The organism is Streptomyces albipurpureus (genome assembly GCF_023701525.1).
GTDB lineage: Bacteria > Actinomycetota > Actinomycetes > Streptomycetales > Streptomycetaceae > Streptomyces > Streptomyces albipurpureus.
In genome coordinates, this window is record NZ_JAMQAW010000052.1 from 1 (window position 1) to 16,465 (window position 16,465).

12 protein-coding genes are annotated in these 16,465 nt (G+C 68.1%); 3 read left to right on the forward strand and 9 right to left on the reverse strand.

All coding sequences use genetic code 11. The features are described from left to right. Positions 1–63: 63 nt before the first annotated feature. From NBG84_RS32055 to thyX, 3 genes are all read right to left on the reverse strand, one after another. A complete protein-coding gene (locus NBG84_RS32055) occupies positions 64–1,749 on the reverse strand; it encodes a ribonuclease J (protein WP_250923190.1) in 1,686 nt (561 codons plus the stop codon). 132 nt (positions 1,750–1,881) lie between these two features. Continuing rightward, positions 1,882–2,781, reverse strand: coding sequence for a 4-hydroxy-tetrahydrodipicolinate synthase (gene dapA, locus NBG84_RS32060; RefSeq protein WP_250923191.1), 900 nt, complete (start codon positions 2,779–2,781; stop codon positions 1,882–1,884). Between the two features lie 271 nt (positions 2,782–3,052). Further along, positions 3,053–3,793: an FAD-dependent thymidylate synthase gene (gene thyX, locus NBG84_RS32065; RefSeq protein ID WP_250923192.1), complete on the reverse strand. Its 741-nt coding sequence runs from the start codon at positions 3,791–3,793 to the stop codon at positions 3,053–3,055. A 253-nt stretch (positions 3,794–4,046) separates the two neighbouring features. Here thyX and NBG84_RS32070 point away from each other — a divergent pair, with 253 nt between their 5' ends. Beyond that, positions 4,047–4,286, forward strand: a complete 240-nt coding sequence (locus NBG84_RS32070; protein ID WP_250923193.1) for a hypothetical protein — start codon at positions 4,047–4,049, stop codon at positions 4,284–4,286. Positions 4,287–4,382: 96 nt separating this feature from the next. Next, positions 4,383–4,934 (forward strand): hypothetical protein, encoded by a 552-nt coding sequence (locus tag NBG84_RS32075; protein WP_250923194.1) that lies wholly within the window; start codon positions 4,383–4,385, stop codon positions 4,932–4,934. A 137-nt stretch (positions 4,935–5,071) separates the two neighbouring features. Here NBG84_RS32075 and NBG84_RS32080 read toward each other — a convergent pair whose 3' ends face one another. From NBG84_RS32080 to eccD, 6 genes are all read right to left on the reverse strand, one after another. Beyond that, on the reverse strand, positions 5,072–5,530 hold the full coding sequence (locus NBG84_RS32080) for a tetratricopeptide repeat protein (RefSeq protein ID WP_250923195.1): 459 nt from the start codon (positions 5,528–5,530) through the stop codon (positions 5,072–5,074). A 13-nt stretch (positions 5,531–5,543) separates the two neighbouring features. Continuing rightward, positions 5,544–6,296 (reverse strand): 4-hydroxy-tetrahydrodipicolinate reductase, encoded by a 753-nt coding sequence (dapB, locus tag NBG84_RS32085; RefSeq protein ID WP_250923196.1) that lies wholly within the window; start codon positions 6,294–6,296, stop codon positions 5,544–5,546. 44 nt (positions 6,297–6,340) lie between these two features. Next, positions 6,341–7,720, reverse strand: a complete 1,380-nt coding sequence (locus tag NBG84_RS32090; RefSeq protein WP_250923197.1) for a M16 family metallopeptidase — start codon at positions 7,718–7,720, stop codon at positions 6,341–6,343. After that, positions 7,717–9,942, reverse strand: coding sequence for a polyribonucleotide nucleotidyltransferase (locus tag NBG84_RS32095; protein ID WP_250923198.1), 2,226 nt, complete (start codon positions 9,940–9,942; stop codon positions 7,717–7,719). Before NBG84_RS32095 ends, NBG84_RS32090 begins: the two co-directional genes overlap by 4 nt. A gap of 335 nt (positions 9,943–10,277) precedes the next feature. After that, the gene (rpsO, locus tag NBG84_RS32100) at positions 10,278–10,568 is read right to left on the reverse strand and encodes a 30S ribosomal protein S15 (protein ID WP_250923199.1); all 291 of its coding nucleotides are present in this window, start codon (positions 10,566–10,568) and stop codon (positions 10,278–10,280) included. A 208-nt stretch (positions 10,569–10,776) separates the two neighbouring features. Next, positions 10,777–12,258, reverse strand: a complete 1,482-nt coding sequence (gene eccD, locus NBG84_RS32105; RefSeq protein ID WP_250923200.1) for a type VII secretion integral membrane protein EccD — start codon at positions 12,256–12,258, stop codon at positions 10,777–10,779. Positions 12,259–12,449: 191 nt separating this feature from the next. Between eccD and eccCa the strand changes: the two genes are divergently transcribed. Further along, a complete protein-coding gene (gene eccCa / locus NBG84_RS32110) occupies positions 12,450–16,403 on the forward strand; it encodes a type VII secretion protein EccCa (RefSeq protein ID WP_250923201.1) in 3,954 nt (1,317 codons plus the stop codon). Positions 16,404–16,465 lie beyond the last annotated feature (62 nt).

The window sequence follows — 16,465 nt, forward strand, 5'->3', positions numbered from 1 at the left end:
CTGGAGCGGAGCGCCTCGATGCAAATCGAGGCGCTCCGCTCCAGGAAGCGCGACGTCAGGCTGTCAGACCTCGACCACCACGGGGAGGATCATCGGGCGGCGCCGGTAGGTGTCGGAGACCCACTTGCCCACCGCGCGCCGTACCAACTGCTGGAGTTGATGCGGTTCCACGACGCCGTCGGAAGCCGACTTGGCGATCGCGTCCTCGATCTTCGGGAGCACATCGCCGAAAGCCGCGTCGTCGATGCCGGAGCCGCGGGCCTGCACATGAGGACCGCCCACGACCTTGCCGGTGGTGGAGTCGACGACCACGAAGACGGAGATGAAGCCCTCGTCTCCGAGGATGCGTCGGTCCTTGAGGGAGGACTCGGTGACATCGCCGACCGAGAGGCCGTCCACATAGACATAGCCGGCCTGGACCTTGCCGACGATCCTGGCCTTGCCGTCGATGAGGTCGACCACGACGCCGTCCTCGGCGATGACGATGCGGTCCTTGGGAACCCCGGTGAGCGCGCCGAGCTCCGCGTTCGCCCGAAGGTGACGCCATTCGCCATGGACCGGCATCAGGTTCTTGGGCTTGCAGATGTTGTAGAAGTACAGCAGCTCGCCCGCCGAGGCATGGCCGGACACATGGACCTTGGCGTTGCCCTTGTGGATGACGTTCGCGCCCCACCGGGTGAGGCCGTTGATCACGCGGTAGACCGCGTTCTCGTTGCCCGGGATCAGGGAGGACGCCAGGATCACCGTGTCGCCTTGGACGATACGGATCTGGTGGTCGCGGTTGGCCATCCGGGACAGGGCTGCCATCGGCTCGCCTTGTGAGCCCGTACAGACCAGGACCACCTGGTGGTCCGGCAGATCGTCGAGCGTCTTGAGGTCCACGACGAGACCGGCGGGAACGCGCAGGTAGCCGAGATCGCGGGCGATGCCCATGTTGCGGACCATGGAGCGACCGACGAACGCGACCCGGCGGCCGTACTCATGCGCCGCGTCGAGAATCTGCTGGATGCGGTGCACATGGCTGGCGAAGCTCGCCACGATGATCCGCTTCTGGGCGTTCGCGAACACCTGGCGCAGCACATTGGAGATCTCGCGCTCAGGCGGGACAAAGCCCGGGACCTCGGCATTGGTCGAGTCGGACAGCAGAAGATCGATGCCCTCCTCGCTGAGCCGGGCGAAGGCGTGCAGGTCAGTGAGCCTGTTGTCCAGCGGCAGCTGGTCCATCTTGAAGTCGCCGGTGTGGACCACCATCCCCGCGGGGGTGCGAATGGCGACCGCGAGAGCGTCCGGAATGGAGTGGTTGACGGCGATGAACTCGCAGTCGAAGGGTCCGATGCGCTCGCGGTTCCCCTCGGAGACCTCAAGGGTGTACGGCCGGATGCGATGCTCCTGGAGCTTCGCCTCGATCAGTGCGAGGGTCAGCTTGGAGCCGATCAGGGGGATGTCCGGCTTCAGCCGGAGCAGGAAGGGGACACCACCGATGTGGTCCTCGTGACCATGGGTGAGGACGATCCCCTCGACGTCGTCGAGGCGATCTCTGATGGTGGTGAAGTCGGGCAGGATCAGGTCGATTCCGGGCTGCTCCTCCTCGGGGAAGAGAACACCGCAGTCGACGACAAGCAATCGGCCGTCGACTTCGAAGACCGTCATGTTCCGACCGATCTCACCGAGCCCGCCCAGCGGGGTGACGCGTAGTCCACCCTTGGTGAGCTTCGGCGGGGGGCCGAGTTCGGGATGCGGATGGCTCAAAAGACTCTCCTCACCACGTACGCCACGTGCCGCTGAGGACACGTGGCGTACGTGACATTCGTGCACTTGCTGTTTCTGTACCCGATCGTTGTCGATCGGTTCACTTGGCTTATTCAGTTGTGAAGTGTGTGGTCAGAGCTGTACCCCACCAGCGCTGAGGTCGATCTTCAGCTGGGCCGTCTCCTCCGGGGACAGCTCCACGAGGGGGAGCCTGAGGGGACCGGACGGGAGGCCGAGAAGAGCGAGGGCGGCCTTGGTGGTGATGACGCCCTGTGTCCGGAACATACCCGTGAAAACGGGGAGCAGACGCTGATGGATCTCGGTGGCCTTCTGGACGTCACCGTTGGCATGGGCATCGACCAGGGAGCGCAGCTCAGGGGTGACGACATGGCCGACGACGGAGACAAAGCCGATCGCGCCGACCGACAGCAAGGGGAGGTTGAGCATGTCGTCGCCGGAGTACCAGGCCAGGCCGCTCCGGGCGATGGCCCAGCTGGCGCGCCCGAGATCGCCCTTGGCGTCCTTGTTCGCGACGATCCTGGGGTGTTCGGCGAGCCGGACGATGGTCTCGGTGTCGATCGGGACGCCACTGCGGCCAGGGATGTCATAGAGCATCACCGGCAGCTCGGTGGCGTCGGCGATGGCCGAGAAGTGGCGGAGCAAACCCTCTTGAGGGGGCTTGTTGTAGTACGGCGTCACCGCGAGCAGGCCGTGTGCGCCGGCGCGCTCGGCCGTGCGGGCCAGTTCCATGCTGTGGCGGGTGTCGTTGGTGCCGATACCGGCCACGACCTGCGCGCGATCTCCGACCGCTTCCAGTACGGCTCGTACGAGCTGGTCTTTCTCCGCGTCGCTGGTGGTGGGCGATTCTCCGGTGGTGCCGTTGATGACGAGGCCGTCATTGCCTGCGTCCACCAGATGGGCCGCCAGACGCTGTGCGCCGTCGATGTCGAGTGCGCCGTCCGCCGTGAATGGCGTGACCATGGCGGTGAGGACCCGCCCGAAGGGGGTCTGCGGAGTGGAGATCGGAGCCATGGGTAACACGCTACTCGTTGCTCAGCACACTGTGTCCCTTGAGGGGGCGTGACGTACGACGTGACCTAAGGAACCCGGCACTGCCTGCTCGGGGGTTCAGGCAGTGCCGGGTCCGTTTGATCAGCCTAGATGAACTTCACGAAACACCGCAATGTGGACACTTCGCCGGGTGAATCCGTACATCTGTCTCGCCGCCCCGCCCAGGTGTCAGGCCCGGGCCACCCCTTGGGTCGCAGAACGAGAGACATACAAAACACGGGGTTCCGGTGGCTCAGGGTGCGATACGGCCATTCGCGTTGAAGGCGGAATGGGTGAGCGGCATCAGCTGGGCCCAGTGCTCTTCCATCCGCTCGCCGACCATCTCGATCTCCCGCTGCGGGAAGGACGGGACCTTCGCCTGTTCGTGCTGGGTGCGCAGACCGAGGAAGTGCATCAGCGAGCGGGCGTTGCAGGTCGCGTACATGGAGGAGAAGAGGCCCACGGGCAGGACCGCGCGGGCGACCTCGCGGGCGATACCGGCGGCGAGCATCTCCTGGTAGGTCTCGTACGACCGTCGGTAGGAGTCTTCCATCGCCTCACTGACGACCTTGTGCTGCTCGGGGGTGCCGTCGATGAAGACGTACTTGCCCGGGCGGCCCTCCTGCACCAGTTTGCGGTCCTGACCGGGTACGTAGAAGACCGGCTGGAGCTCCCGGTAACGGCCGGACTCCTCGTTGTACGACCAGCCCACCCGGTGGCGCATGAACTCGCGGAAGACGAAGATCGGGGCGCTGATGAAGAACGTCATCGAGTTGTGCTCGAAGGGGCTGCCGTGACGGTCGCGCATCAGGTAGTTGATGAGCCCCTTGGAGCGCTCGGGGTCCTTCTGCAGCTCCGCCAAGGACTGTTCACCAGCCGTGGAGACGCGCGCGGCCCAGAGCACATCGGAGTCCTGCGCGGCGTGCTTCACCAGCTCGACGCTGACATCGGCGCGGAAGCTGGGGGGTGCGGACTCGTCGGGAGTGTCGGTCACCAGGAGGGTCCTTCCAAGGGCTGCGTGGGCGGCGACCACTCTAGTCCACCCCTTCGCCCCTCCTTCGTCGGCCCTTGGCCGGCGAGACCCGATTGACCAGCATGTTTCAGCCGGTCCAGCAACCTTCGCCCGCCGTTTCGTACGGGATGAGGGCCGGCGTCCTTCGATCCGCCCGGCGAAATCGGGCACCGATTCGGCCTTCCATACGTCTATAGGTGTGACAGCACCGAGTCCGAATCAAGGAGAGTTCCTGATGTTCCGCCGGCGGGAGGCCGTCCCGTTTTCGTTCGTAGCCGAGCAGAACAACTTCCGCAGTAACGTCACTCCACCGCCACGGGAACGCCCGAGTATCTCTCAGCTCGGCGGTCGTACGCTGATCGGGCTGACCGTCGTCGCCGGTCTCGTCGGTTCACTGCTCCTGGGGATGCCCTCGCTGGAGTCCAGCGCGGTGCCGGCTCACGGCCAGCAGTCCGAGGCCACCGAGCGGCGCTGACTCGTACGGCCCCCCTGGGGTGGTCGGTCGAGGGACACCTCGGTAGCCTCACCCGTCACAGCCCCATCCCCGTGTGCTGGTGAGTGAGGATCAGTCGTGCCCTTGCCCTTTCTGACGGCGGATCGCACATTTGACGCGAACGCGGACGATGTTGCGCTGCCCTTCGACGATCATGACCTTTGGCGGCGGCCCTACCGTCCCGGGCCCTGGCGGGTGGGAACAGCCGCGGTGCTGCTCCTCCTCGCCTCTTTTGTGCTCATCGCCGGGATGATCACCGCTTTCGCCGGTGAGCTGGGTGGGGCCGCCGTGTGTATGGCGCTGGGGCTCACCGTGATCGCCGCGGCGCTGCGACTTCTGCGGATGGGTGTGTGGGTGAGCCGCCATGGGCTGCGGCGGGTGGCGCTCCTCATCACGACCACGGTGGCGTGGGACCAGATCGCGGAGGTACGGACGGCACAGCAGCCCGTGCGGTGGCTGGGGCTGCCCCGGACCGTCCAGGGGCAGGCGCTCCTTCTCGTACGGAAGGGGTCGAGCGAGCCGCTACTCCTGCTGACCGACCACAACGCGGACTTCCTGTCGCGCGTCGAGGCTTTCGATCGGGCGGCGGACACCGTTGAGGCGTGGGGGTCGGAGTACCAGAAGGCGTGAGGCGGGGCCGCGCTCCCGTGGCCCAGCGCCGGCGGGGCTGGTTCTTGCGACGCGTTTCGGGGCGGGGTATCTCCGATGTGCCGCCCGGGCCTACGCCGTACACCCGGGCGAGGCCGACTCCACTGATCCAGCGGGGACTACTTCTGGGTCGCCTTCGGGGTCGCCGCGTGGAGGGTGATCGCCCGTTGCATCGCCTTGCGGGCACGGGGGGTGTCGCGAGCGTCGTGGTAGGCGACGGCGAGACGGAACCAGTTGCGCCAGTCGTCGGGGGCGGCCTCCGTCTCGGCGCGGCGCCGGGCGAAGACCTGGTCCGCGGAATCGCGGTCGATCCTGCCGCTGGGCAGGCGTACCAACTCGTCCACCGGGAGGCCGCCCTCGGCCTCCAGTTCGGTGGCGAGACGGTTGGCCCTGGTCACGAACTGGGTGTTCTTCCAGAGGAACCAGATACCGATCACCGGCAGGATCAGCACCGCCACCCCGAAGGTGACGGTGATCAGAGTGCCCTGCTGGAGGAGCATCACGCCCCTGCTGCCGACCAGGACGAAGTAGACGACCAGGGCGGCAGCCAGGACAAGGTAAGTGATCTTCGCGCGCATGGGTGCAGAGCCCTCAGGCCAGATCGAGGAAGTGTTCCAGGCCGAAGGTGAGGCCCGGGGTGGACACTACGCGTCGAACGCCGAGCACGATGCCTGGCATAAAGCTGCTGTGGTGCAGGGAGTCATGCCGGATGGTCAGGGTCTCGCCCTCGCCGCCGAGCAGGACCTCCTGGTGGGCCAGCAGACCGCGCAGCCGGATCGCGTGGACCGGGACACCGTCGACGTCCGCGCCGCGGGCGCCGTCGAGTGCGGTGACCGTCGCGTCCGGCTGCGGGGCGCAGCCGGCCTCCGCGCGGGCCGCCGCGATCAGTTGCGCGGTGCGGGTGGCGGTGCCGCTGGGGGCGTCCGCCTTGTTCGGGTGGTGGAGTTCGATGACCTCGGCGGACTCGAAGTAGCGGGCCGCCTGCTGGGCGAACTTCATGGTGAGGACCGCGCCGATGGAGAAGTTCGGCGCGATCAGCACTCCGGTCCTCGGCGAGGCGGCGAGCCAGCCGTTCAGCTGCGCGAGGCGGTCATCGGTCCAGCCGGTGGTACCGACGACCGCGTGCATTCCCTGGCCGACGCAGTAGTCGAGGTTGCCCATCACCGAGTCCGGTGTGGTCAGCTCGACCACGACCTCGGCGCCCGCTTCGGCCAGGGTCTCCAGTTCGTCCCCCCGGCCGAGGGCGGCGACGAGTTCCAGGTCGTCGGCGGCTTCGACGGCACGTACCGCTTCGGAGCCGATACGGCCCCGGGCGCCGATGACTGCCACGCGCAGCTTGCTCATGCGTTTCTTTCCCTCGTGTGGTGACTCGGGTGGTGATCGTGTGGTTAGGAGACCGCTTCTTGGAGCCGGTCCGCCTGGCGGTCCTTCAGTGGGCCGATCACCGCGAGTGAGGGGCGGTGCCCCAGGACCTCGGACGCGACATCGCGTACCTCGTCCGGGGTGACGGCGGCTATCCGGGCCAGCATCTCATCGACGGACATCTGGGTTCCCCAGCACAGCTCGCTCTTGCCGATACGGTTCATCAGCGCGCCGGTGTCTTCGAGGCCGAGGACGGTGGAGCCGGAGAGCTGGCCGATGGCGCGGCCGATCTCGTCGTCCGTGAGCCCGTCGGACGCCGCTCGGTCCAGTTCGTCCCGGCAGATCTTGAGGACGTCGTGGACCTGGTTCGGGCGGCAGCCGGCGTAGACGCCGAAGAGTCCGCAGTCGGCGAAGCCCGTGGTGTACGAGTACACGCTGTAGGCGAGGCCGCGCTTCTCCCGTACCTCCTGGAAGAGGCGGGAGGACATACCGCCGCCGAGTGCGGTGTTCAGTACGCCCAGCGCCCAGCGGCGGTCATCGGTACGGGCGAGACCCGGCATCCCGAGGACCACATGGGCCTGCTCGGTCTTGCGGCCCAGCAGTTCGACCTTGCCGGCGGTGCGTACCGAGCGGTGTCCGTCGCGGGGGGCGAGGGGGACCGCGTCCGTGACGGTCAGGGCGCCGGCCTTCTCGAAGGCGCGGCGGACCTGGCGCACGACGGTGGCGTGGTCGACATTGCCCGCGGCCGCGACCACCAGATGGGTGGGGTCGTAGTGCTTCTGGTAGAAGCGGCGGACCCGGTCGGCGGTGAGCGCGTTCACCGTGTCGACGGTGCCGAGGACCGGGCGGCCCAGGGGGGTGTCGCCGAGCATGGTGTGGGCGAAGAGGTCGTGCACGCAGTCGCCCGGGTCGTCCTCGGTCATGGCGATCTCCTCGAGGATCACCCCGCGCTCGGCGTCCACGTCCTCCTGGAGGATCAGGGAGCCGGTGAGCATGTCGCAGACCACGTCGATGGCGAGCGGTAGATCGGTGTCGAGGACCCGCGCGTAGTAGCAGGTGTACTCCTTCGCCGTGAAGGCGTTCATCTCACCGCCGACCGCGTCGATCGCCGAGGAGATGTCCAGGGCGGAGCGGCGCTTGGTGCCCTTGAAGAGGAGGTGCTCCAGATAGTGGGTGGCGCCGTTCAGGGACGGCGTCTCATCGCGGGAGCCGACGTGCGCCCAGATGCCGAAGGTGGCGGAGCGTACGGACGGCAGGGTCTCGGTGACGATCCGCAGACCGCCGGGGAGGGTGGTGCGGCGGACGGTGCCGATGCCGTTCTCACCCTGCAGAAGTGTTTGGGTACGGGCGACGGCCCGCGCCTTCGAAGAGGGGCGGGCCGTCGCTCGTGAGCTGCGCGACGTCACTTGGCAGCGTCGTCCTTGTCCTCGGAGCCGCCGGCGTCGGACTCGCCGTCGATCACGGGGATCAGGGAGAGCTTGCCGCGGGAGTCGATCTCGGCGATCTCGACCTGGACCTTGGAACCGACCGCGAGCACGTCCTCGACGTTCTCCACGCGCTTGCCACCGGCGAGCTTGCGGATCTGCGAGATGTGCAGCAGACCGTCCTTGCCGGGGAGCAGCGAGACGAACGCACCGAAGGTGGTCGTCTTGACGACCGTGCCCAGGTAGCGCTCGCCGACCTCCGGCATGGTCGGGTTGGCGATGCTGTTGATCGTGGCGCGGGCGGCCTCGGCGGCCGGGCCGTCGGCGGCACCGATGTAGATGGTGCCGTCGTCCTCGATCGTGATCTCGGCGCCGGTGTCCTCCTGGATCTGGTTGATCATCTTGCCCTTCGGGCCGATGACCTCGCCGATCTTGTCCACGGGGATCTTGACGGTGATGATCCGCGGGGCGTTGGGGGACATCTCGTCCGGGGTGTCGATCGCTTCCATCATCACGTCGAGGATGTGGAGGCGAGCGTCGCGGGCCTGCTTGAGGGCCGCGGCCAGGACGGAGGCGGGGATGCCGTCCAGCTTGGTGTCGAGCTGGAGGGCGGTGACGAATTCCTTCGTACCGGCGACCTTGAAGTCCATGTCACCGAAGGCGTCCTCCGCACCGAGGATGTCGGTGAGGGCGACGTAGTGCGTCTGGCCGTCGATCTCCTGGGAGATCAGGCCCATGGCGATACCGGCGACGGGGGCCTTCAGCGGCACACCGGCGTTCAGCAGCGACATGGTGGAGGCGCAGACCGAGCCCATGGAGGTGGAGCCGTTGGAGCCGAGGGCCTCGGAGACCTGGCGGATCGCGTAGGGGAACTCCTCGCGGGTCGGCAGGACGGGCACGATCGCGCGCTCGGCGAGCGCGCCGTGGCCGATCTCGCGGCGCTTGGGCGAGCCCACGCGGCCGGTCTCACCGACGGAGTACGGCGGGAAGTTGTAGTTGTGCATGTAGCGCTTGCGGGTCACCGGGGAAAGGGTGTCCAGCTGCTGCTCCATGCGGAGCATGTTCAGGGTGGTGACGCCCAGGATCTGGGTCTCGCCACGCTCGAACAGCGCGGAGCCGTGGACGCGCGGGATCGCCTCGACCTCGGCGGCCAGCGTACGGATGTCCGTGATGCCACGGCCGTCGATGCGGACCTTGTCCTTGATGACGCGCTCGCGCACCAGGGCCTTGGTCAGGCTGCGGTAGGCGGCGGAGATCTCCTTCTCGCGGCCTTCGAAGGCCGGGAGCAGCTTCTCGGCCGCGAGCTCCTTGACGCGGTCCAGCTCGCTCTCGCGGTCCTGCTTGCCCGCGATGGTGAGCGCCTGGGTCAGCTCGTCCTTGACGGCCGAGGACAGTGCCTCGTACACGTCGTCCTGGTAGTCCAGGAAGACCGGGAACTCGCCGACCGGCTTGGCGGCCTTGGCGGCGAGGTCGGCCTGGGCCTTGCAGAGGACCTTGATGAAGGGCTTCGCGGCGTCCAGACCAGCGGCGACGATCTCCTCGGTCGGAGCCTCGGCACCGCCCTTGACCAGCGCGATGGTCTTCTCGGTCGCCTCGGCCTCGACCATCATGATCGCGACATCGCCGTCTTCGAGGGCACGGCCGGCGACGACCATGTCGAAGACGGCGTCCTCCAGCTCGGTGTGCGTCGGGAAGGCGACCCACTGGCCCTTGATCAGTGCGACGCGGACGCCGCCGATCGGACCGGAGAAGGGCAGACCGGCCAGCTGGGTGGAGGCCGAGGCGGCGTTGATGGCCACGACGTCGTACAGGTGGTCGGGGTTGAGCGCCATGATCGTCGCGACGACCTGGATCTCGTTGCGCAGACCCTTCTTGAAGGAGGGGCGCAGCGGGCGGTCGATCAGGCGGCAGGTGAGGATCGCGTCCTCGGAGGGCCGGCCCTCGCGGCGGAAGAAGGAGCCGGGGATCTTGCCGGCCGCGTACATCCGCTCCTCGACGTCGACCGTCAGGGGGAAGAAGTCCAGCTGGTCCTTGGGCTTCTTGGAAGCGGTGGTGGCCGACAGCACCATGGTGTCGTCGTCCAGATACGCCACGGCGGAGCCGGCGGCCTGCCTGGCCAGGCGGCCCGTCTCGAAGCGGATGGTGCGGGTGCCGAAGGAACCGTTGTCAATGACGGCCTCGGCGTAGTGGGTCTCGTTCTCCACTAGTGATTTCTCCGTTACTTTGCGTCTTGTGTCCCGGCGCCCGTGTGGCGGGGGGACGTGGCGGAGAAGCTCTCGTGCCTGGGGCCGGTCTTCGATCGAAGCACCCGGGGGCACCGGTGGTCCGGTTTCCGGGAGCCACTACCGAGGACCGGCGGCGGCGAGTCGGCTTCTCGCACATTCAGTGGTGCTAGGGGTAGTGCTGGGGGTCGTGCGCTGGGGCGTCACTCTTGCTTTGTGTGACCACACCAGAGTAAATGCCGGGTGGTATGTCGCGCACGTACAGCAAAGGGAGCGGTCCCCTTGTTACGGGGGAACCGCTCCCTCCACGTGGCGTCTTACTTGGCACCGCCGGCCGCACCGCGGCGGATGCCGAGGCGGTCGACCAGCGTACGGAAGCGCTGGATGTCCTTCTTGGCCAGGTACTGCAGCAGACGGCGACGCTGGCCAACCAGGATCAGCAGACCACGACGGGAGTGGTGGTCGTGCTTGTGCGTCTTGAGGTGCTCGGTCAGGTCCGAGATCCGGCGCGAGAGCATGGCGACCTGGACCTCGGGGGAGCCGGTGTCGCCCTCCTTGGTGCCGAACTCGGTAAAGATCTGCTTCTTCGTAGCGGCGTCGAGAGACACTCGGTACTCCTCTGTGGTGTTCGATGCGCCCACGAGTGCCCCTGGTCTTGTTCTCAGGGGGGCTTCCGTTACTCGCAGGCGAAGGCGCGATGGGCGCTGCTCCCAGAGAGAACCGGGGGCGCGTACACAAACGGCCGTCACCCAGCGTACCAGCCCCTTTGTGGGCGTCCGGACCAGCCCCCGCAGCTACCGCCGGGAAAGGGGCCGCCTAGCTGGTCAGGGAGCGTGCGGCGGCGTACACGTCGAGGACCGCGAGGCAGAGCGGGACGAGTGAGAGCAGTACGAGGCCCTCGGTGAGGTCGAGCAGTCTGCCCCAGAAGGGTGACAGGCCCTTCTTCGGGATGACGAGGCCGATGGCGGTGATCAGTGCGGCGCCGGTGGCGACGGCCGCGGTGAGCCAGACCGTACGGATGTCGAGTCCGCCGCGGTCCCCGTACATCACGAGGTCCTTGACCAGGTCGAGCGGCGGGTTGAGGGAGAGGCCGATGACCAGGAGTGCGATGGCGGTGATGCCGGCGACCAGGGCGCAGGCGACCTGGGAGGTGTAGCGGAAGAGCCGGGCGCGCAGCAGCATCGCCAGGCCGGCGGCGAGGGCGAGCAGCTGGCCCCAGAAGCTGCTGGAGAAGCCGAGGACGGCGGCGCAGCCGACCACGACCGCCGCGCAGCCGCCGACGAGGCCGAGGAGCATTTCATGGCCGCGGCGGGCCTGGAGGGCGATGCGTTCGCCGTCGACCGGTTCGGGCGTGGCGCCGGGGTCGGCGGGGTCCGAGAGGTCGGCGTTGAAGTCGTCCTCGGCGGCGCTGCGGGGTGACGCGTAGCCGATGGGGAGCCGGGCGAAGCGGGCGGAGAGTCCGGGCAGGAAGGCGACGAGCCCTATGGCGACGGGGACGACGACCGCCGCGGTCTCGGTGGCGGTGGCCTCGGTGAGGATGCCGATGAAGGTGGCGAGGGTGCCGGTGGCGCTCAGGAAGGTGGCGGCGACGAAGGGCGCGTCACCGCTGGGGGTGAGCGCGACGAGGGCGACCGAGGCGACCAGGACGGTGACGCAGCCGAGGAGGAACTGGAGTCGTCCTGGTCCGTCGCCGCTGTCGGGGGCGATGATGCCGGAGCCGGCGATCAGGAGCAGGGGCAGCGCGCCGAGTCCGAGGGCGACGGCGCTGGCGCGGTCGGCGTAGACCCGGGCGCGGACGCCGGCGAAGGCGGTGAGGATGACTCCGGCCGCGCCCGCGATGATCCCCGGCAGGCTGTTCATGTCGTGGTGGACCGGGTCGGCGAACCAGAGGATGAAGCCCATCAGCACCAGCAGCACCACTCCGCCGAGCTGGCCCGCGATGCGCAGGAGTTCATCGCTCCACAGGTGGCGGTCGCGGCGGACGGCCGACGCCACGGCGTCTGACACATCGTCATAGACGGCCGGTGGGAGGGATTCGGCGAACGGGCGCAGACTGAGGACTTCGCCGTCCAGGATCTGCTGGGCGGCCAGGGTGCGCGCGCCGTCGAGTACGGTGCCGTCGCGGCGGACGAGGTGGAATCCGGTGGGAGTGCCGGCCGCCTGGGTCTGGCCGGTGAGCCGCAGGATCTCCGGGTAGACGTCGGCTACGGCGATGTCCTCGGGAAGAGCGACATCGATCCGGCTGTCCGGCGCGACGACGGTGACACGGCAGAAGCCGGTCGCTGTGGTCGTACTCACTGTCTGGACCCCCTGATTCGCGGTTGCGCACACTGCGCGCGCCACCCTACCGGGACATCTTGGGCTGGTCTGCAAGTAGGATCGCCGTCGCGCGGAGGGGGCCCGCCGCTCACGGGGGCGTCGGTACGAAAGCTGCCCGCCTGCATTCAACTGCACCTGCTTTTCGTCCGTATTGAGGGATTGATGCTCCGGTGAGCCTGATCGTCGTGAAACGCCCGCCGAGGTCCCTGCCGCCTGAAGTGCCCACTGATCCATTGGCTCTTGAGCCGCCTCCGGAGCTGCCCAGGGGGCAGCAAGAGGGCATGTTGATGCAGATCCTGCCGGTGCTCGGCATGGGGTCGTCGGTGGTCTTCTTCTTCTCGCCGCAGGCACCTCCGTTCATGCGCATCATGGGTGTGCTGATGCTGGTGTCAACGCTGGCGATGGTCATCGCCCAGGTCGTGAGATTCCGCCGCGGTACGCAGGGGCAAATGGCCGATGTGCGGCGGGACTACCTCAAATACCTCGCGCAGACGCGGCGCACGATCCGCAAGACGGCCCGCAGGCAGCGGGACGCACAGCTGTATCTGAACCCCGAACCGGAGCAGCTCTGGTCGCTGGTGGCCGAGGGGTCGCGGGTGTGGGAGCGACGGGTCGGCGACCATGATTTCGGTCAGATCCGCGTCGGTCTCGGCGCCCAGCAGTTGGCGACGCCGCTCATCGCACCGGACACGGCGCCCGTGGATGAGCTGGAGCCGTTGGCCGCGGGGGCGATGCAGCAGTTCCTGGCGGTGCACGGTTCGCTGGACGGGCTGCCGATGGCGGTCTCCCTGCGGGCCTTCTACCATCTGACGGTTTCCGGGGAGCCCGAGTCGGCGCAGTCGGCCGCGCGGGCGTTGGTGACCCAGTTGGTGACACTGCACTCCCCCGAGGACCTGATGGTCGCCGTGGTGGCGATGCCGGGTGCGGTGGAACGCTGGGACTGGACCAAGTGGCTGCCGCACACCCAGGTGCCGGGGCAGATCGACGGGGCGGGCACCAAGCGGCTGTTCGGCGATGACCTCGGCGAGTTGGAACAGCTGCTGTACAGCAGGTTGGAGGGCCGGCCCCGGTTCAGCCGGGAGAATCAGCCGGTGCTCGACCAGCCCCATGTCGTCGTGGTCCTCGACGGTGGGATGGTGCCTCCGGATTCCCTGTTCGCGGCGGCGGAGGGCTTGCAGGGAGTGACCATCATCGAGGTGGTCTCCGGTGATCTCGATGAGCCGCGGGGTGGTCTGTCGATCGTGGTGCGACCGGGCAGACTGCGCCTGGCGTCCGGCCACCGGGTGGCGTACGAGGGTGTCCCGGACGGGATCTCACTGCCGGCCGCGGAGGCGCTGGCGCGTCAGTTGGCACCGCTGCGGATCGGTGGCGGGGACGACGACGAGCCGCTGCTGGCCAATCTGGACTTCACCGATCTGCTGAACCTGGGGGACGCGGCGAGCGTCGATGTCGCCCGTACGTGGCGGCCCCGGTCCATGGCGGAGCGGCTGCGGGTGCCGATCGGAGTGGGTGAGGACGGCCAGCCGGTGATGCTGGACCTCAAGGAGGCGGCCCAGGAGGGCATGGGTCCGCACGGGCTCTGCGTCGGCGCCACCGGTTCCGGCAAGTCGGAGCTGCTGCGCACCCTGGTCCTCGGCCTCGCGGTCACCCATTCGTCGGAGACCTTGAACTTCGTACTCGCCGACTTCAAGGGTGGTGCGACCTTCGCGGGCATGTCGCAGATGCCGCATGTGGCGGCCGTGATCACCAACCTGTCGGACGATCTGACGCTGGTGGACCGCATGGGAGACGCGATCCGCGGTGAGCTCCAGCGCCGGCAGGAACTGCTCCACCGCTCCGGCAACTACGCCAACATCCACGACTACGAGAAGGCACGCGCCGCGGGTGCTCCGCTGGAGCCGCTGGCCTCACTGGTGCTGGTGCTCGACGAGTTCTCCGAACTCCTCACCGCCAAGCCCGACTTCATCGACATGTTCATCCAGATCGGCCGGATCGGCCGTTCACTCGGGGTGCATCTGCTGCTGGCGTCCCAGCGGCTGGAAGAGGGCAAGCTCCGCGGCCTCGACACCTATCTGTCGTACCGCATCGGTCTGCGGACGTTCTCGGCGGCCGAGTCCCGGGCGGCGATCGGGGTGCCGGACGCCTACCATCTGCCGTCGGTGCCGGGGTCGGGCTATCTGAAGTTCGGTACGGAGGAGATGACCCGCTTCAAGGCGGCGTATGTCTCCGGGACCTACCGCACCGGCGGCCCGGATCTCTCAGCGGGTCAGCTGCCCATCGAGCGAAGGCCCGCGCTCTTCACCGCGACCCCGGTCCCGGTGGTGTACGCGGCCCCGGACCCCACCGCCGGGGCGGCGGCGCGCGGCGGGGAGGACGAAGCGAACGCGGACACCGTGCTCGATGTCATCGTGCGCCGGCTGGAAGGGCAGGGGGTGCCCGCGCACCAGGTGTGGCTGCCGCCGCTGGAGCAGGCGCCCACACTGGACCAACTGCTGCCGGGGCTGGCGCCGACCGCGGACCGCGGGCTGACCGCGACCGAGTACACCCGACCGGGTGGTCTCACCGTTCCGCTGGGTCTGATCGACAAGCCCTTCGAGCAGCGGCGCGAGGTGCTGTACCGGGACTTCTCCGGAGCCGCCGGCCATATGATGATCGTCGGTGGCCCCCAGTCCGGGAAGTCCACCCTGATGCGGACGCTCGTCTCGTCCTTCGCGCTCACCCACACCCCCCATGAAGTGCAGTTCTACTGCCTGGACTTCGGCGGTGGCGGTCTGTCGTCGCTGGCGGATCTCCCGCATGTGGGCGGGGTCGCCTCCCGGCTTGACCCGGAGCGGGTGCGGCGCGCGGTCGCCGAGGTGCTCGGCGTGCTCAACCGGCGCGAGGAGTTCTTCCGCGCCAACGGCATCGACTCGATCGGCACCTATCGCCGTCGGCGGGCCGCGGGTGATCTGCCCGGCGAGGCCTGGGGCGATGTCTTCCTGGTCATCGACGGCTGGGGCGGCTTCAAGAACGACTACGAGATGTTGGAACCGGTCGTCGCCGATCTGACCTCGCGGGGTCTTGGCTACGGCATCCATGTGGTGATCACCGCCGCGCGCTATATGGAGGTGCGGGCGGCCCTGAAGGACCAGATGCTGGGGCGGTTGGAGCTACGGCTCGGCGATGTCATGGACTCCGAGTTCGACCGCAAGGTGGCGGCCAACGTTCCGACCGGAGTGCCCGGTCGTGGCCAGGTCCCGGAGAAGCTGCACTTCATGACCGCGCTGCCGCGGATCGACTCGGTCAGTTCGGCGACCGACCTCTCGGAAGGCTGCGCCGCCTTTGTCCAGTCGGTGAAGAGCCACTGGAGCGGGCCGCCGGCCCCGGTCATCCGGCTGCTCCCGCGCAGGCTCCCCGCCGAGCAGTTGCCCAAGGGCTTTGAGCAGCCGCAGCACGGCATCGCGATCGGTATCGACGAGACCAGTCTGGAGCCGGTGTTCGTCGACTTCGAGACCGATCCGTTCTTCCTGGTCTTCGGTGAGAGCGAGTCCGGTAAGACGGCGCTGCTGCGGCTGATCGCCAAGCAGATCACCGAGCGATACACCCCGGAGCAGGCCAGGATCGTGGTGGGCGACTACCGGCGCACCATGCTGGAGGCGGTCGCCCCGTCGCATCTCCTGGAGTACGCGCCGATGACGTCGGCCATGGAGATGCACATGGACGCCATCGGTACGGTGATGGGCAAGCGTGCGCCCAAGCCGGACATCACCCCGCAGCAGCTGCGGGACCGCAGTTGGTGGACGGGTCCCCAACTGTTCGTGATCATCGATGACTACGAACTGGTCGCCACCAACTCGGGCAATCCGCTGTCGGTGTTGGTGCAGCACCTGCCGTTCGCTCGCGATGTGGGCATTCGCTTCATCGTGGCCCGTAGTTCGGCGGGGGCGTCACGGGCGATGTACGAGACGTTCATGCAGCGGGTCAAGGAGCTGGGCGCCCAGGGCGTCATCCTCTCCGGGGACCCGGGTGAGGGCGACATCCTGGGCAGTGTGCGGGCTCGGCCCATGCCTCCGGGCCGGGGCACGTTCGTTTCGCGCAAGCGTGGCGCGCCGCTGATCCAGGTGGGCTGGCTGCCGGATCGCTGACGCCCATAGGGTGTCCAGGGCCGTCCGAAGGGGCGGCCCAGCAGGTGGCCCTGCGCAGGTGC